The following is a 17,380-nucleotide window of genomic DNA, read 5'->3' as shown; positions in this document are numbered from 1 at the left end:
CCTTACAGTTTTCGGGTTAGCCCCTATTTTACTATTTTTTGTTAAAGGGTATTACTTGAACAGTCGATTATTGATTTCGTTCTTGATAGAATTTAGGAATAAGTTTAAATAATTTCTACTAAAAAACGGAGCTGTAAAAACGGAAACTACTAAAAAAATTAGTAGTTACGTTCATAAAAGCAAGAAATAATCTAAGAATGTTCTTTAACATCGTGATTACCTTACGCTTGAAAGCATTTAATCGTAGGAATCATGTTGCATGGATAGAATGATTATGTATGAAGGGATGATAGCGATGGCTAAACCAGTTATTGCAATAGTTGGACGACCGAATGTCGGTAAATCAACTATTTTTAATCGGATAGTAGGAGAACGTATCTCCATTGTAGAAGATATACCAGGAGTAACAAGAGATCGTATCTATAGCTCAGCAGAATGGTTGAATCATGATTTTAACCTTATTGATACAGGTGGAATTGATATTGGAGATGAACCTTTTTTAGATCAAATACGTATGCAAGCGGAAATTGCAATTGAGGAAGCAGATGTAATCATCTTTATAACAAATGGTCGTGAGGGCGTTACAGCTGCAGATGAAGAAGTGGCAAAAATTTTATATAAAGCGAAAAAGCCTGTTGTCTTAGCTGTAAATAAAGTGGATAACCCAGATATGCGAGAACAAATTTATGATTTTTACGCCTTAGGTTTTGGAGAACCATTCCCAATTTCTGGATCACATGGTTTAGGATTAGGGGATTTATTAGACGAGGCGGCAAATCACTTTCCAAAGCGTGATACGAAGGATTATGATGATGATGTCATTAAGTTTTCCCTGATTGGGAGACCGAATGTCGGTAAATCTTCGTTAGTAAATGCAATGCTAGGTGAAGAAAGAGTAATTGTTAGTAATGTGGCTGGTACTACACGAGACGCAATTGATTCTGAAGTTACGGTTAATGGCGAAAAGTTTGTTATTATCGATACAGCAGGAATGAGAAAAAAAGGTAAAGTATATGAGTCTACAGAAAAATATAGTGTATTAAGAGCATTACGTGCCATCGAACGATCCGATGTCGTTTTAGTGGTTATTGATGGAGAAGAAGGAATTATTGAGCAGGATAAAAAAATTGCAGGTTATGCTCATGAGGCTGGAAGAGCAATTATTATTGTAGTGAATAAATGGGATGCTGTAGAAAAAGATGAAAAAACAATGAAAACATTTGAACAAACAATTAGAGAACATTTCCTATTCTTAGACTATGCACCAATTGTTTTCCTTTCTGCAAAAACGAAAAAACGTATTCATACATTAATACCGATGATCAAGGTTGCCAGTGAAAATCATACACGCAGAGTAGAAACAAGTGTGTTAAATGATGTTATTATGGACGCTGTTGCAATGAATCCTACTCCAACTGATAAAGGAAAAAGATTGAAAATATACTATACTACCCAAGTTGCGGTAGGACCACCTACTTTTGTTGTATTTGTGAATGATCCAGAATTGCTTCACTTTTCTTATGAGCGATTTTTAGAAAATCGGGTTAGAGATGCCTTTGGTTTTGAAGGAACACCGATTAAAATATTTGCAAGAGAAAGAAAATAAAGAGGTGTAAATGATGAAAGATAAGAAATCCGTAGCAATGATTGGTGCTGGTAGCTGGGGAACAGCTCTATCATTAGTTCTTGGCGACAATGGTCATACTGTTCGACTTTGGGGAAAAGATGAGAAAAACATTGCAGAGATAAATAGCTTACATCAAAATAGCAAATATTTGCCTGGGATTACCCTGCCTAACGAAGTAGTTGGAACAACTTCGTTAGAACAGTGTATTCAGGAAGCAGATATCATTGTATTGGCCATACCAACCAAAGCAATGCGTGAGGTTATTCCGCAAATGCTTCCTTACATTAAAAAGCAGAAAACATTCGTTCATGTTAGTAAAGGAATTGAGCCAGGCACATTAATGAGAATTTCTGAAATAATGGAGGAAGAGATACCTGAAAGCATGCGTAAAAGTATTGTTGTGCTCTCAGGTCCTAGTCATGCGGAGGAAGTAAGCCTACGTCATCCAACAACAGTTACAGTATCTTCTAAGAAGATGGATGAAGCTGAACTTGTTCAAGATTTATTTATCAATCATAATTTCCGAGTATATACAAATCCGGATCTTATTGGGGTCGAAATTGGCGGTGCCTTGAAAAATATCATTGCAGTATGTGCAGGAATTGCAGATGGATTAGGATTTGGCGATAATGCTAAGGCGGCATTAATTACAAGAGGTCTTGCTGAGATGGCAAGATTAGGAACAAGAATGGGTGCAAATCCTCTTACCTTTGCTGGTTTAACAGGGATTGGAGATTTGATTGTTACTTGTACAAGTGTTCATTCTAGAAACTGGAGAGCAGGCAATATGCTTGGAAAAGGTCATGCGCTAGAAGAAGTGCTGGACCAAATGGGAATGGTTGTGGAAGGTATACGTACTACAAAAGCAGCACATCAGCTTTCTGAAAAATATGGAGTAACGATGCCTATTACAAATGCTTTGTTCCAGATTTTATTTAATGGACAAGATGCCAAAGCAGCAGTAGAGAGCCTGATGGCAAGAGGGAAAACGAATGAAATGGAAGATTTAATAAACATTCTTGCCTCTCAGTACATAGAATAAAAAAAGATGTTTAATTGCACTTACCCCTGTCAAGTAGACAATGAAAAAAAGAGTATATTAAGCTGCGGCCTTTTCTCGATATTCAATCGGGGAAAGGTCGTTATATTTTTTCTGAAATCGTTCGTGATTGTAATAGAAAATATATTCGTTTACAGCTTTGTAAGTTTCCTCATACGTTTTTGGTGCAACTAAATAAAGCTTTTCTGTTTTTAAATGTGAAAAGAACGACTCTATACATGCATTATCAAAACAATTTCCTTTTCTAGAATGGCTACCGACTATTTTCATACCTTCTAAAAGCTTTTGATATCGCTTAGTTGTATATTGAAATCCTTGGTCAGAATGTAAAAGTGTTTCTCCATTCTTAATTAAAGATGGATTTAATTTAATTACTGTATTTTGCACTAATTCTAAATCATTTCTAGTAGACATTTCCCATGCTACAATCTCATTATTATAAAGGTCCAAAACGGCTGATAAATAAACAAATGAATTATGTCCAATTCGAATATATGTAATATCCGTCACAAGCTTCTGATAGTAATTTTCTGCGTAGAAATTTTGATTAAGAATGTTAGGAAATACTATAGAGCCTCTTCTTCCATAGAAAGGACGTTTTTTTCGAATAACAGAACGAATTCCTAAATCTCTCATTAACCTTCTAACACGTTTGTGGTTTATAAAAATCCCTTCTCGTTTTAAAGCTGTAGTCATGCGTTTGTATCCTAAATGGGGGTGCAATTTATGAATAGCTAAAATGTGTTCCTTGAATAAACCATCCTCGTTTAGACGAATAGCTCTCTTTGAATGAGTTTTCCTCCACTTATAAAAGCCTGCTTTTGAAACTTCAGCTATTTGAAATAACCAACTTAATGAATGTCTTGATCTTAATTTATCAATGATTTCAAACCGATTTACTTTGAGGACCACTCCTTCCCATGTAGATTTGGATTGCGCTTTTTTAAATATTCTACCTGCGCTTTCAAATAGGCATTTTCCTCTTCTACACTTGAAAAGTTTTTCCGATTCCAATTTCCTCTTTGATCATCAAAGGACTCTCCATTTTTTACTTTCTTAACCCATTCTGCTATTTGGGCATCACTCTTAATACCGAACGTTTCCCATAACATTCGGTAAGACCAACCTTCCTCCAATTTTAAACGCACTACTTCCTTTTTTAGACCTTCTGTATATTGTGAAAAGGTTTGTCCTTTTTTGGCCATAAAAAATCCCCTCCAGATAGACTATTAAGAACATAATAACATGCTCTCTCTTTTTTTACAGTCTACCTGTAGGGGATAATATCAAATTCATAAAGCCTTTCTTTTGAAAGGAAGAAACAAACAAAATCTTTTTATGGAAATTTAGGCGTTTTAATGGTTCGAAAATGTATGTTATAACATAAAATGCTTTGAGCAACCTAGTGGAATGAACAGGGTTTGGGTCAAATAGTCGATGGAAAATCAAAGTAAAAAGTTTCCCCTACTTTTTACTTTGATTTTTTTTATTTTCCATTTTTTAATCTAATCGATTGGTTTCACTCTCTATTGGGTCATGTGCACCCTTTTTATCCCACTCTTAACGGGCAGCCATCCATGAAGCAAACTTCACCAACAAGGATGAAAATCGAGGTGACAACCGTTTATTTTCATGGGAGTAAGAAGCCCATTGATGGAAGTTTAAATGAATGTTTGTACACCATGTGGGCTCGTTTTAATAGACTGGCTGCCCTGCTTTATGGTTATTTACTTGTCTTCCTAGCTGTTTTCCTAACAAAAAGTGTCATATCCCTTCTCTTCTTGTATATATTGAAGAGAAGGTTTTTTATTTTATGCATAAAGAAACAAATAGTCTTATGCTAGTTTCAATAAATATAACGTATGGATGGATATCATTTTTACGTTCATAAACAGAGAAAATGCTACTTTCAAATAAAACTAGCAAAAAAAAGGAGGAGAAAATAAAAAATAAGTCATAAAGAGATAGGACAACATCATAAATATATATTGTCTAATAGTATTAAATGGATAATTCTATCCCATGTACTAGGAAAAGTTCAGGAGGGGATCACTTGGAAAAGGTAAATATTTTTAAAGATATTGCCGAAAGAACGGGCGGTGATATTTACTTAGGTGTAGTAGGTGCAGTACGTACTGGAAAATCAACTTTTATAAAAAAATTCATGGAATTGGTTGTTATCCCGAACATGGAAAATGAAGGAGATAGAGCTCGTACAAAAGATGAGCTTCCTCAAAGTGCAGCAGGAAAAACAATTATGACAACAGAACCAAAGTTCGTTCCTAATCAAGCGGCCTCTATTAAAGTAGATGAGGGATTAGAAGTGAATATTAGGCTTGTTGATTGTGTTGGGTACACTGTACCAGGAGCACAAGGCTACGAGGATGAGAATGGTCCTAGAATGATCAATACACCTTGGTATGAGGAACCTATTCCGTTTCATGAAGCTGCTGAAATAGGAACAAGAAAGGTTATTCAAGAGCACAGCACAATTGGAGTGGTGATTACAACCGATGGTACGATTGGTGACATTCCAAGAAGTAACTATTTGGAAGCTGAGAATAGAGTAATTGAAGAATTAAAAGAGGTTGGAAAGCCGTTTATCATGATTATAAACAGTGCGCAACCATATCATCCTAATACAGAAGCTTTAAAAACAGAGCTTTCTGAAAAATATGATATCCCGGTTATTGCTATGAGCGTAGAAAGTATGCGTGAAGCAGATGTATTAAATGTTATGCGTGAAGCATTATTCGAGTTTCCGGTCTTAGAAGTAAATGTTAACTTACCAAGCTGGGTAATGGTTTTAAGAGAAAATCATTGGTTAAGAGATAGTTATCAAGAAGCAGTTAAAGAAACGGTAAAAGATATTAAGAGATTAAGAGATGTAGATAGAGTTGTTTCACAATTTAGTGAATATGAATTTATTGAAAATGCTGGTCTGGCTGGCATTGAAATGGGGCAAGGAATTGCGGAAATTGATCTATTTGCACCAGATGAGTTATATGATGACATCCTGAAAGAAATTGTTGGGGTAGAAATTAGAGGAAAAGACCACTTATTAGAATTAATGCAAGATTTTGCTCATGCAAAAACGGAGTATGACCAAATATCAGATGCATTAAAAATGGTAAAACAAACAGGTTATGGCATAGCTGCACCATCATTAGTGGACATGAGTTTAGATGAACCAGAGATTATTCGTCAAGGCTCGAGATTTGGAGTCAGACTGAAGGCTGTTGCACCTTCTATTCATATGATTAAAGTAGATGTAGAGAGTGAATTTGCTCCTATTATTGGATCAGAAAAGCAAAGTGAGGAATTAGTAAGATACTTAATGCAAGATTTTGAGGATGATCCGTTATCCATTTGGAATTCAGATATTTTTGGAAGAAGCCTAAGTTCCATCGTGCGGGAAGGAATCCAAGCCAAACTTTCATTAATGCCAGAAAATGCCCGTTATAAACTAAAAGAAACATTAGAAAGAATCATCAATGAAGGTTCTGGTGGATTAATAGCAATTATTTTGTAAGAACTCTATTTTAGAGTTCTTTTTTTTGTGTATTTAAAGAACAAAAATTTTTTAAAGGTAGATGAGATTTTAGAAAAAATATCCTATTATTTGTTTATATACCCGCTATTGATATAACGGAAACTACAGAAATATAGTAACATTTTCGCTCGGTTTTTGGATGTAAATGGAAATTTTATGGTTTTAATGTTACGCTTTTATTTCAAAATAAGAAAATATTGCTATCAATTTATAAAATTTCTTGATATGCACAAATGATTATGATAATCTTTTAAAGGAATTAGCGTTATAAAAGGATTCTTAATCTTTTTTATAAAAGTTAAGTCTCTTAATACTTGAATAGTTCTTAGTGTGATCAAATGCATGACATTTAAGAAAAAATTCAGTAGGACGTATATAATTCCGTTAATTTGTTTACAAATAAAGATATGAAACTAATTTTAAGCTTTTATTTGAAACACTCGGGAGGAGGTGAAAGGCATGAACAAGACAGAATTAATCAATGCAGTTGCTGAAGCAAGTGAACTATCAAAAAAGGACGCTACTAAAGCAGTTGATGCTGTTTTCGATACAATTTTGAATGCTTTAAAAGATGGTGATAAAGTACAACTTATCGGTTTTGGTAACTTTGAAGTACGTGAGCGTGCGGCTCGTAAAGGTCGTAACCCACAAACTGGTGAAGAAATTGAAATCGCAGCAAGTAAAGTTCCTGCTTTTAAACCAGGTAAAGCACTTAAAGACGCAGTGAAATAATTACATACAATAATAGTATTTCACTAAAACCGCGAAATTATCGCGGTTTTTTTATGTTATTTTTTAGTATAGTAAAGAAAAGATACTGCATTTTGATGCTGTAGATTAAATTAGTTACAACAAAACAGAGAGTGGAATCTTTCCCAAGTGGTATGAGTAAAATGTTTGTGGGAGAATAAATATCCTTTTTGTCTAGTTGGGGGACGAGTCCCCCAACTAGACAAAAAGGCCACCAAGCGAAAGCGCGGTAGCTGGAAAAAATTAAGTATTAAAAAAGAGAGCTTCCTTTTGTAAAGTAGAGTTTGACTAGAAAACTACGAAAAGGAGAGGCTCTCATGAATCAATGTAACATAAAAATGCCATCATTAAAAGAATTGGAAAAAACTTTATTTCGAACACTACAAATGACGTTTCAAGAAATCCTTATTCAAACGTTAGAAAATTGGGATCAAGAGATTGCCAAGCAACGAGACAAAAGAAGATTTGCTTTACGTGATAAACGAGAAATACGATTAGATACAGCGTTTGGAGCTGTGGAGCTGAAGCGTAATTATTATTTTGATCGTGTGACTAAAAAATATATTTGTCTATTAGATCACTATTTACAGTTTCAGGGGAATAAGGGATTTAGTCCGCTACTAGAAGAATGGGGGTTAGAACTAGCGACGAATGGCTCCTCCTATCGAAAGGCGGTGGAAACGTTCGAACAATTTTTAGGCTATTCGGCGATGAGCCACGAAGCATTACGGCAACATCTTCTTCAAACAAGCGTACTTCCCGCTAAGGAAAAACGCCCTTTTCAAAAGGTATTGTTTGTCGAAGTAGATGGATTATATGTGAAGAGTCAAGAAAAGAAAAAGCGTGGATGGGAGTTGAAATTCGCCGCTGTACACGAGGGATGGAAAGAAAACGGAAAGCGAATCAGGCTCCGAAATAAAAGGCATTTTCTTTATGAAGGAAAAGAACCCTTTTGGGAAGCCTTTGAAACGTTCTTACAGAATCATTATGCGTATGATCCAACCCAAACCTTGCTTATTATTAATGGCGATGGAGCAGGCTGGATAACGGCATGTCGGGAGTATTTTCGGGAACGCGCCTTTTTCACCATGGACCGTTTTCATGTCGCTCGTTCGATGAAGCAACTAATGAAGAGCCATCCTCGATACCGCTACATGAAAAGAGCGTTAAAAAACTACCAGGTAGAAACATTACTTCTAGAGTTGAATAGCGCAGTAGGAACAATGGATACACCAGAAGAAGAAGAAAAACTAGCACATTTCCTCGGCTTTTTAACGCATCATCAGGAAACCATAAAAGATTACCGTAGTTGGTTACAGGAGAAAGGCGTGGACACGACAGCGTATCGTCCAATGGGAAGTGCAGAAGCAATGATGAATCAATTAGCCAAACGATTAAAAAATGGAAGAGCATGGAGCAAAAAAGGCGTCATGAGCATGGCACGTTTGTGGATTGGGTTGAAGGATGATCTATCTATCCAAACGATATATGGAAAATGGGAAAAAGCCACGGAAAAATCAAAGAAAGAGCATCGACCGAAAAGAAAAATACCCACAAAATTAGTAACAGAAACCGTGCGTCAGAACATGCCATACTTAAATCAAGCGATTGGAAAACCCGTTCACTTTGCCTTACAGGGATTAAAAGGTTTTTAAAAAATGAGAGAATCAACAGTTGGAAGAACAAAACCAATTGGAAAGCGGATACAAACTTAGAGGTTTTACTTTATAAAAAAGGGAGCTAAAAAAACTCCCACAAAAACTTGACTCAATCTCCCAAGTGGCTATTGTATCCCTTTACTTTCTGTTGTGATATAATATTTAAAAGATATGATAGAAATTCAAATGAACTTTTACGTAAAGTTGTTGCACGGAACTTTAAGTTAAGTCTAATGAAGATGGCTTTGGCTTTTTACTTCTGTGCGTAGCAGTAAACAGCTTTATACTTATTAAGCTATAAAGCAAAAGTGAGGATATTTATTTTCCATAAACGAGTATGAAACGATAATCAGGAATAAATGGGAACAAGGGTGATGTTATGGCTATTCAAGAATTATTAGAAAGTGTAAAAAGAAGAGTGGTTGAAAAAACCTCGAATCATTATTTGCAAAAGCATATACCAAATCCAATTTTAGATGAACATAAGCTTCTACTAACAATATCTGTTCTGTTACAGGTAAAGATAAAAAAACAAGACATTATTACATATGCAACAACAATTACACTTATTCAGATTGCCCTTGATACCCATGAGCTTATTACAAATGAAAAGATGCATAAAGGGAACGAAAGAAATAGACAGCTAACTGTATTAGCAGGGGATTTATATAGTGGGCAATATTATAAAATATTAGCCGAAATCGAAGACTTTAGAATGCTAAAATTCCTAGCGGAAGGAATTAAAGAGGTTAACGAGAATAAAATATTCTTTTATCACCAGAATGCAAACTCAATCGAGCAGCTAAAAGAAAGTCTGAAAACTATTGAGGGAGCGTTAATCCAAAAACTTGTCGACTATTATCAATTGGATGGATGGAAATTATTCGTCAGAGAATTTTTATTTCTTTCTCGAATCCGAAAAGAAAAAGAGGAATACAATCATACAAATAGTTCAATAGTAGTCGATGCTTTTTGTGAGTATGAGAATAAGAAATTATTACCTATAAATAGTAATAAAGTAGCGGTGTTAGATAAACATATAAAAGAGACAAGTTTTCGCTTAGAAGAGTTGCTAGAAAATCTTCCTGATTTACAAGCAGAGTTGAGAGAAAATGTCTATCAATTATTGAAAGTAATAAACAAACAACAATTGTACGTAGAGGAAGGGTAATAAAATGCAAGAGCAGCAATCTAAAGAAGAAAAGGTACATAATGTATTTGAAAAGATTTATGGTAATTACGATAAAATGAATTCTGTTATTAGTTTTCAACAACATAAATTGTGGCGAAAAGACACAATGAAAAAAATGAATGTACCAAAAGGAGCAGCATGTCTGGATGTATGCTGTGGAACAGCTGATTGGACAATTAGTCTAGCCGATCAGGTTGGGCCTTCTGGTAAAGTGATTGGGCTTGATTTTAGTGAAAATATGTTGAGTATTGGGAAAGAAAAAACAGCTGATTATCAAAATATAGAACTTCTTCATGGTAATGCAATGGAATTACCCTTTCCTGACAATCATTTTGATTTCGTGACAATTGGCTTTGGCTTACGAAATGTTCCTAACTATTTAACTGTTTTAAAAGAAATGAGAAGAGTAGTAAAACCAGGAGGGATGGTAGTATGTTTGGAAACATCTCAGCCAACAATGCCGATTTTTAAACAAGGATATTATGTATATTTTCGATATATCATGCCTCTTTTTGGTAAATTATTTGCGAAAAGTTATAAAGAATATTCTTGGCTCCAAGAATCTGCACGTGATTTTCCAGGAATGAAAGAACTTGCTACTATGTTTAAAGAGGCTGGTCTACATAAAGTGACTTATAAACCGTATTTCGGCGGAGTTGCTGCAGTTCATTTAGGTTATAAGTAAACGAGTCAGAATTAGGATTTAAACAGTCTAAATACGTGTGCACTTATAGTGTCTAATCGTGAAATCTTACAACACAAATGTTGAGTATTTCAGTAAACTTATCGTCATGTATTTAGACTACATGTTAATAATCCTAAACCATTTGAGACAGATTATTTTTACTTAAGCATTTTATAATGTGAAACAATACTTAATTATTTCAAAATATCGATACAAGTTGGGTGAGTAGTTGGTGAAATTAAAAATGATGTACTCATTTTTGAATTCGGATATAGAAAAAATTGAGCGAGCATTGGAAGAAACAGTACAGGCAAACTCTTCCATATTACATGAATCTTCCTTGCATTTATTGCAAGCGGGCGGAAAAAGAATTCGACCGATATTCGTATTGCTTGCTGGACAATTTGGGAACTATGATATTCAAAAAATAGAGAAAGCAGCAATTTCTTTAGAATTAATTCACATGGCTTCTTTAGTTCATGATGATGTTATAGATGATTCGGATTTAAGAAGAGGACAACCTACGATTAAAGCAAAATGGGATAATAAAGTTGCCATGTATACAGGGGATTATATTTTTGCCAGGTCAATGGAAATAATGAGTGAGATAGATAAGCCTGCTGCTCACCGAGTCCTTGCTAATACAATAGTGGAAGTATGTATCGGAGAAATACAGCAAATTAAAGACAAATATCGATTTGATCAGAATATCAGAGATTATTTTCGGAGAATAAAACGGAAAACGGCTCTATTAATATCAGCAAGCTCTTTAGTTGGTGCAATAGTCTCTGATGTAGAGGAAAAGTATCAGCAAAAGTTATATCAATTTGGCTACTATGTGGGAATGTCCTATCAAATCATTGATGATGTGCTTGATTTTGTCGGGACGGAACAAGAATTAGGGAAACCTGCTGGAGGAGATTTACTTCAAGGCAATATTACCTTACCTGTTTTGTTTGCGATGGAATATGAGCAGGTTAGGCAAAAAGTGATAACTGTTCACGAAACGATGCCTAAGAACGAATTAATGGACATTATTGATAGTATTAAAAGTACAGATGCTATTGATCGATCTTTACAGGTTAGTGATATGTATTTAAACAAAGCGTTGCATACCATTCGTGATTTACCAAGCGGAAAAGCAAAATCAGCACTTACTAATATTGCAAAGTATTTAGGAAAACGCAAATTTTAGAAGAAATGGGAATTTCCCAAAGTAATCATCCTATATGAAAGCGTTTGAAAAAACTTTTGCAAAATTTGGATTTTTATGTTAAGTTTTTCATGAATGACCATGTTTACTAGTCTAATACATATGGTAGGAGTGAGCTTATGGAAAGAACATTTCTAATGGTAAAGCCAGATGGGGTACAAAGAAATCTAATAGGAAAAATAGTAACCCGATTCGAAGAAAAAGGTTTTCAGCTTGTTGGCGCAAAGTTTATCCATGTTTCTGAAAATATAGCTGAACAACATTATGCAGAGCATAAGGAAAAGCCTTTTTTTACAGAATTAGTAGATTTTATCACTTCTGGTCCTGTTTTTGCTATGGTTTGGCAAGGAGAGGGAGTAATTGCAAAATCAAGACTAATGATGGGCAAAACCGATCCTTTAGAAGCTTTACCAGGAACCATTCGAGGAGATTTTGGCGTAGTAAAACATAAAAATATTATCCATGGATCAGATGGAAGAGAAAGTGCGCAAAGAGAAATTTCCCTTTTCTTTCGAGAAGAAGAGATAGTAGAGTATAACAAATTATTAGATAGTTGGATTTACTAATATTAGCTTACGATAGCTGTCCTATGCAGGGCAGCTATTTTATTTCACTACACACGCCACTAACCGGGCCCTGCGCTTTTCTTGTCTCCCAAGGGCTGATGGGCTTTTCTAGTAATTATATGAATTATCGGAATAAAATTTGGCCCTTTTGCGGGAAAATCGTATATACTAAAAAAGAAGTAGATATTATGATGGTTGAGAGGAATTTACATGGAGAAGGATTTTCAAGATTTTATAAAGAATTTCTATCGAATATCAGGAATAGATTTATCTTTATATAAAGAAGCTCAAATGAAAAGAAGGTTAACCTCTCTTTATGAAAAAAGAGGCTTTACTTCCTTTGCAGAGTATTTTAAGGCAATACATACAGATAAAAATTTGTTAGACGAGTTATTAGATCGAATGACAATCAATGTCTCCGAGTTTTATCGAAACTTTAAACGCTGGGAGGTATTGGAGAAAAAAATATTGCCCGATCTCCTCCAATCAAAATCACAGCTAAAGGTTTGGAGTGCAGCTTGCTCAACAGGAGAAGAGCCGTATACTTTATCCATGCTCTTAATGAATGAAATGAAGGCAAGGGACTTCCAAATTCTTGCGACAGATATTGATATTAACGCACTAGAAAGAGCGAAAAAGGGTGTTTATTTAGAACGAGCATTGAATGAAGTGCCAATTGCTCAAAAGGATAAGTGTTTTGAAAAAGAAGGTACAATGTACAAAGTTAAAGAAGAAGTGAAAAAAAATGTTATGTTTAAGCAGCAAAATTTATTATCTGATTCGTTTGGTGGACCATTTGACTTAATTGTTTGCAGGAATGTTCTGATCTATTTTACAGAGGAAGCGAAAGATCAGCTTTATCATAAATTTGCCCAAGCATTAAGACCTGGTGGGATATTCTTTGTCGGTAGTACGGAACAGATTTTTACACCTGCCAAATATGGATTAGAAACAGCGGATACTTTTTTCTATCGAAAAATATAAAAAATTTCCATCCATGGAGTTTTTTTCTTCATCCTCCCCCGGATGGTTAGTTGCACTTATCGAATCTTTACGGGAAAGTTCCAGTCTCGCTTCATCGATTTTCGGCAGTTAGCTGACTGGTTAGCTGCTCGTTAAGAGTGAGGAAAATAATGGCAAAACAATGATGTCATTTTGTCGTTGTTTTGCCATTGTTTGAATCAGTGTTTTTTTCTTATGTGATAGGAAAACGATATTCTAATATTTTGCAAAGATTTTTAGATTTTCTCTATTCATAACAGGATTGGTATGTTATATTGGAACATAATCACTTTAAAGCGTTGAAGGGAGAAAGGATTTATTTATGAGATACTTAACATCTGGGGAGTCGCATGGTCCCAAATTAATTACGATTATAGAAGGACTTCCTGCTGGAATGCCTTTATTAGCAGAAGATATAAATGAGGAACTAGCTAGAAGGCAAAAGGGGCATGGCAGAGGAAGAAGAATGCAAATTGAAACAGATACTGTTGAAATTGGCGGTGGTATTAGACATGGCTATACATTAGGTTCACCTGTTTCTCTAATCGTAGAAAATAATGATTGGAAGCATTGGACCAAAATTATGGGGCAGGATCCGCTTGATGATGCAGAAGCAAATGATATAAAAAGAAAGATTAGCCGTCCAAGACCTGGGCATGCCGATCTAAACGGGGCCATTAAATATGGTCATCGTGATATGAGAAACGTGTTAGAGCGTTCGTCAGCACGTGAAACGACAGTTCGTGTGGCAGCAGGAGCGGTAGCGAAGAAATTACTTGCTTTGTTAGGGATTAAAGTTGCTTCTCATGTAGTGGAAATTGGTGGTATAAAATCAAAAGTTGCAGATTATGAATCGATTGAAAAGCTTAAGGAAATCACAGAAAATTCTCCAGTTCGCTGTTTAGATGAAGAAGCGGGACTGGAAATGATGAAGGCGATTGATGAGGCAAAAGCGAATGGCGATTCGATTGGCGGAGTTGTCGAAGTGATTGTGGAAGGCATGCCGATTGGTGTTGGCAGCTATGTTCATTATGATCGTAAGCTAGATGCAAAGCTTGCCGCTGCCATAATGAGTATTAATGCATTTAAAGGAGTAGAGATTGGCATTGGTTTTGAAGCTGCGAGAATGCCTGGAAGTGAAGTCCATGATGAAATTATCTGGGATAAAGAAACCGGTTATTCACGTAGAACGAACCGTTTAGGTGGTTTAGAAGGTGGAATGACTAATGGAATGCCGCTAGTTGTAAGAGGAGTAATGAAGCCGATTCCGACCTTGTACAAACCGTTAAAGAGTGTTGATATCGATACAAAAGAAGAATTTACAGCAAGTATTGAACGAAGTGATAGTTGCGCGGTTCCAGCTGCGTCAGTAGTAGCAGAGCACGCTGTTGCTTGGGAGCTTGCTTCAGCCATTGTTGATCAGTTTTATTCTGATCGTTTCGAAGGACTTGTAGCTAATATTGCTGAGCACAATAGACATGCGAGGGAATTCTAATGCACACTGTTTCTATTCAAACAGCGTCAAAACAATACGATGTATGGATTGGGGAACATGTTATTAATCAGCTAACTTTTTTTATACAAAAGAATTTTGCTGACGCAACAAAAATCTTGATTATTACAGATGAATCGGTAGAAAAGCTGCATTTGAAGACAGTAGAAAATAAACTTTCCTCTTTTCCTGTTATTACATATACAGTACCAGCAGGAGAAAAGGCGAAAACTTTTGACGTTTTTTATGCTTGTTTGACTTATATGCTCGAACAACATTTAGACCGTAAATCATTAGTGCTAGCATTGGGTGGGGGGGCGGTTGGTGATTTAGCTGGTTATGTAGCTGCGTCCTTTATGAGAGGAATTCCTTTCATTCAGATACCTACAACTATTTTAGCTCATGATAGTGCGGTTGGGGGGAAAGTCGCTATTAATCATCCTCTTGGAAAAAATATGATTGGTGTTTTTAATCAGCCAGAAGCAGTTATCTATGATACAACTTTTCTAACTACGCTACCACTTCAAGAGCTGCGTTCAGGGTTTGGAGAGGTAATCAAGCACGCATTAATAAGTGATGTAGCGTTTTATCATGAATTGCAAAGTCAGATAAGTGATTTATCAAAAGTAAATGTAGGTTATTGGTCAGCGATTCTGGAAAAAGGAATTCTTGTTAAACGGGCAATTGTAGAAAAGGATGAAAGAGAAGCAAATGTACGTGCCTTTTTGAATTTTGGTCATACGTTAGGTCATGCAATTGAAGCTGAGATGGGTTATGGGAAATTTACGCACGGGGAAGCAATTGTTATAGGAATGATTTTTGCGTTAAGATTAAGCAAACAGAAATGCGACTTAGTATTTTCTATTGAGGAATTCATAAAGTGGCTTAAACAGCTTGGATATGCCTATGATATTCCAGAAAATTTAGAAATAGACCGTTTGATTGATCGAATGAGACAGGATAAAAAATCGGTAAATGGAACGATCCGTTTTGTCCTTTTGAAAGAATTAGGAATTCCTGTTCTAGTAGAGATGACTGAAGAGGAAATAAGAAAAGAATTAGCGTTATTCAAAGGTGGGAAGTAGATGATTAGAGGAGTTAGGGGAGCTATAACGGTTGAAAATAATATCGAAGCAGAAATATTATCAGCTACAGAAAGCCTTTTTAAAGAGATGATTAAGGCAAATAAGATAAAAGCAGTTGATGTAGCATCAGTATTCTTATCGGTAACAGATGATATAAATGCTGCTTTTCCAGCTAAAGTTATTCGAATGCAAGAAGATTGGACCTACGTTCCAGTAATGTGCATGAAGGAAATAGCTGTTCCGCAGGCGTTAGAAAAGTGCATTCGTATTATGATGCATTGGAACACTGAGCTTCGTCAAGATGAAATCCAGCATACTTATTTAGAAAAGGCTATTCAATTAAGACCAGATTTAACAAAACAATAAAACTACTCGGGGTGAAAAAAATGAAATGGAAACAGCAGCTTTTAGGTTTAAAAGCTTATCAACCAGGTAGAACGATAGAAGAAGTGAAAAAACAATTTAATTTAGAACATATTGTAAAACTTGCGTCTAATGAGAATCCATTTGGAAGCTCTCCCAAAGTATTAGACGCCTTAAAAAAAGTCGATGGTTCTTATGCTTTATATCCGGATGGATATGCTACAAACCTTCGTTATGCGCTAGCTGATTTCTTAAAAGTTACACCAGAAGAATTAATACTAGGAAATGGTTCAGATGAAATCATTTTAATGATATCTAGAGCTTTACTAAGACCAGGTTTAAATACGGTAATGGCTTGCCATACGTTCGGCCAGTATAAGCATAATGCAATTGTTGACGGGGCAGAAGTTAGAGAAGTTCCACTTACAGAAAAAGCGGAACATGATTTGCCTGCTATGCTTGCAGCAATTGATGATAATACAAGTGTTGTTTGGCTATGCAGTCCGAATAATCCAACTGGCACATATATTCCTGAAAAGGAATTACTCACTTTTCTAGAAAAGGTTCCAGAAGACATTCTTGTTGTGCTGGATGAAGCATATTACGAGTATGTAGTTGCAGGCGATTATTATGATTCTATTTCTCTAACTAGACAGTTTAGTAATCTTATCGTGTTACGAACATTTTCAAAAATATATGGTCTTGCGAGCTTCCGTGTAGGATATGGTGTTGCGAATGCTACACTATTAAACACGTTAGATCCGATTAGAGAACCGTTTAATGTCAATACATTAGGTCAAATCGCAACAGAAGAAGCATTAAAGGATCAGGAGTTTGTGGAAAGTTGTAGACAGAAAAATAGAGAAGGATTAGAGCAATTATATCGTTTTTGTGAGGAAAATAACTTATCCTACTACCCATCACAAACAAACTTTGTTTTAGTTGATTTTAAAATAGACGGCGATGAAGTATTCCATTATTTAATGAGTAAAGGATTTATCGTACGTTCTGGAGTTCCTTTGAAATTCCCTACTTCTGTTCGTATTACAGTCGGATCAAAAGAAGAGAATGAAGGATTGATTAAAGTTATGACGCAATTTCTTACTGAAAAGAAAGTAGCGAAATAATAATGCG

Annotated in this window: 15 protein-coding genes; 14 read left to right on the top strand and 1 reads right to left on the bottom strand. The window is 35.5% G+C overall.

Features of this window, described 5'->3' with window-relative positions; genetic code table 11:
* Nucleotides 1–295 precede the first annotated feature (295 nt).
* Together der and NKG37_RS22300 are read left to right on the top strand one after the other, a co-directional pair.
* Nucleotides 296–1,606 carry a ribosome biogenesis GTPase Der gene (gene der / locus NKG37_RS22305; RefSeq protein WP_101731380.1) on the top strand — a complete coding sequence of 437 codons (1,311 nt, stop codon included), beginning with the start codon at nucleotides 296–298 and terminating at the stop codon, nucleotides 1,604–1,606.
* Between the two features lie 10 nt (nucleotides 1,607–1,616).
* Nucleotides 1,617–2,669: an NAD(P)H-dependent glycerol-3-phosphate dehydrogenase gene (locus tag NKG37_RS22300; RefSeq protein WP_040343296.1), complete on the top strand. Its 1,053-nt coding sequence runs from the start codon at nucleotides 1,617–1,619 to the stop codon at nucleotides 2,667–2,669.
* A 57-nt stretch (nucleotides 2,670–2,726) separates the two neighbouring features.
* Here NKG37_RS22300 and NKG37_RS22295 read toward each other — a convergent pair.
* A protein-coding gene (locus NKG37_RS22295; protein WP_367976194.1) for an IS3 family transposase occupies nucleotides 2,727–3,892 on the bottom strand; the annotation gives its coding sequence in 2 pieces (ribosomal slippage) (nucleotides 2,727–3,634 and nucleotides 3,634–3,892; 1,167 coding nt in all).
* An 848-nt stretch (nucleotides 3,893–4,740) separates the two neighbouring features.
* On the opposite strand from NKG37_RS22295, the gene spoIVA reads away from it, so the two are divergent.
* The 12 genes from spoIVA (at nucleotide 4,741) to hisC (ending at nucleotide 17,373) form a co-directional block, all read left to right on the top strand.
* Nucleotides 4,741–6,219: a stage IV sporulation protein A gene (gene spoIVA / locus NKG37_RS22290; protein WP_169188777.1), complete on the top strand. Its 1,479-nt coding sequence runs from the start codon at nucleotides 4,741–4,743 to the stop codon at nucleotides 6,217–6,219.
* 480 nt (nucleotides 6,220–6,699) lie between these two features.
* Nucleotides 6,700–6,972, top strand: a complete 273-nt coding sequence (locus NKG37_RS22285) for an HU family DNA-binding protein (protein WP_016203034.1) — start codon at nucleotides 6,700–6,702, stop codon at nucleotides 6,970–6,972.
* A 356-nt stretch (nucleotides 6,973–7,328) separates the two neighbouring features.
* Complete coding sequence (locus NKG37_RS22280) at nucleotides 7,329–8,645, top strand: ISLre2 family transposase (RefSeq protein WP_254415351.1); 1,317 nt, start codon at nucleotides 7,329–7,331, stop codon at nucleotides 8,643–8,645.
* A gap of 382 nt (nucleotides 8,646–9,027) precedes the next feature.
* Complete coding sequence (locus NKG37_RS22275) at nucleotides 9,028–9,819, top strand: heptaprenyl diphosphate synthase component 1 (RefSeq protein WP_016203035.1); 792 nt, start codon at nucleotides 9,028–9,030, stop codon at nucleotides 9,817–9,819.
* Nucleotides 9,820–9,823: 4 nt separating this feature from the next.
* Entirely contained in the window at nucleotides 9,824–10,525 is a 702-nt protein-coding gene (locus tag NKG37_RS22270) for a demethylmenaquinone methyltransferase (RefSeq protein WP_169188775.1), read from the top strand.
* Nucleotides 10,526–10,757: 232 nt separating this feature from the next.
* Nucleotides 10,758–11,720 carry a heptaprenyl diphosphate synthase component II gene (gene hepT / locus NKG37_RS22265; protein ID WP_016203038.1) on the top strand — a complete coding sequence of 321 codons (963 nt, stop codon included), beginning with the start codon at nucleotides 10,758–10,760 and terminating at the stop codon, nucleotides 11,718–11,720.
* 137 nt (nucleotides 11,721–11,857) lie between these two features.
* On the top strand, nucleotides 11,858–12,304 hold the full coding sequence (gene ndk / locus NKG37_RS22260; protein ID WP_016203039.1) for a nucleoside-diphosphate kinase: 447 nt from the start codon (nucleotides 11,858–11,860) through the stop codon (nucleotides 12,302–12,304).
* Between the two features lie 210 nt (nucleotides 12,305–12,514).
* On the top strand, nucleotides 12,515–13,288 hold the full coding sequence (locus NKG37_RS22255) for a CheR family methyltransferase (RefSeq protein WP_016203040.1): 774 nt from the start codon (nucleotides 12,515–12,517) through the stop codon (nucleotides 13,286–13,288).
* A 340-nt stretch (nucleotides 13,289–13,628) separates the two neighbouring features.
* Nucleotides 13,629–14,801: a chorismate synthase gene (gene aroC, locus NKG37_RS22250; RefSeq protein ID WP_016203041.1), complete on the top strand. Its 1,173-nt coding sequence runs from the start codon at nucleotides 13,629–13,631 to the stop codon at nucleotides 14,799–14,801.
* Nucleotides 14,801–15,883 (top strand): 3-dehydroquinate synthase, encoded by a 1,083-nt coding sequence (gene aroB, locus NKG37_RS22245; RefSeq protein ID WP_016203042.1) that lies wholly within the window; start codon nucleotides 14,801–14,803, stop codon nucleotides 15,881–15,883. The genes aroC and aroB overlap by 1 nt, the downstream gene beginning before the upstream one ends.
* Complete coding sequence (gene aroH / locus NKG37_RS22240; protein WP_016203043.1) at nucleotides 15,884–16,249, top strand: chorismate mutase; 366 nt, start codon at nucleotides 15,884–15,886, stop codon at nucleotides 16,247–16,249.
* A gap of 20 nt (nucleotides 16,250–16,269) precedes the next feature.
* Nucleotides 16,270–17,373, top strand: coding sequence for a histidinol-phosphate transaminase (gene hisC, locus NKG37_RS22235; RefSeq protein ID WP_101730956.1), 1,104 nt, complete (start codon nucleotides 16,270–16,272; stop codon nucleotides 17,371–17,373).
* The last annotated feature ends 7 nt before the right edge of the window (nucleotides 17,374–17,380 follow it).

Source organism: Niallia sp. RD1 (genome assembly GCF_024219955.1).
GTDB classification, from domain to species: Bacteria; Bacillota; Bacilli; order Bacillales; family Cytobacillaceae; genus Niallia; species Niallia alba.
Note: the sequence above shows the minus strand (reverse complement) of the source record. Positions and strands in the feature narration are given on the sequence as shown.

Excerpts from the sequence above, each read along its gene's own strand:
- der (WP_101731380.1), top strand. The coding sequence starts at position 296 with ATGGCTAAACCAGTTATTGCAATAGTTGGACGACCGAATGTCGGTAAA.
- NKG37_RS22300 (WP_040343296.1), top strand. The coding sequence starts at position 1,617 with ATGATGAAAGATAAGAAATCCGTAGCAATGATTGGTGCTGGTAGCTGG.
- NKG37_RS22285 (WP_016203034.1), top strand. The coding sequence starts at position 6,700 with ATGAACAAGACAGAATTAATCAATGCAGTTGCTGAAGCAAGTGAACTA.
- NKG37_RS22280 (WP_254415351.1), top strand. The coding sequence starts at position 7,329 with ATGCCATCATTAAAAGAATTGGAAAAAACTTTATTTCGAACACTACAA.
- NKG37_RS22275 (WP_016203035.1), top strand. The coding sequence starts at position 9,028 with ATGGCTATTCAAGAATTATTAGAAAGTGTAAAAAGAAGAGTGGTTGAA.
- NKG37_RS22270 (WP_169188775.1), top strand. The coding sequence starts at position 9,824 with ATGCAAGAGCAGCAATCTAAAGAAGAAAAGGTACATAATGTATTTGAA.
- ndk (WP_016203039.1), top strand. The coding sequence starts at position 11,858 with ATGGAAAGAACATTTCTAATGGTAAAGCCAGATGGGGTACAAAGAAAT.
- NKG37_RS22255 (WP_016203040.1), top strand. The coding sequence starts at position 12,515 with ATGGAGAAGGATTTTCAAGATTTTATAAAGAATTTCTATCGAATATCA.
- aroC (WP_016203041.1), top strand. The coding sequence starts at position 13,629 with ATGAGATACTTAACATCTGGGGAGTCGCATGGTCCCAAATTAATTACG.
- aroB (WP_016203042.1), top strand. The coding sequence starts at position 14,801 with ATGCACACTGTTTCTATTCAAACAGCGTCAAAACAATACGATGTATGG.
- aroH (WP_016203043.1), top strand. The coding sequence starts at position 15,884 with ATGATTAGAGGAGTTAGGGGAGCTATAACGGTTGAAAATAATATCGAA.
- hisC (WP_101730956.1), top strand. The coding sequence starts at position 16,270 with ATGAAATGGAAACAGCAGCTTTTAGGTTTAAAAGCTTATCAACCAGGT.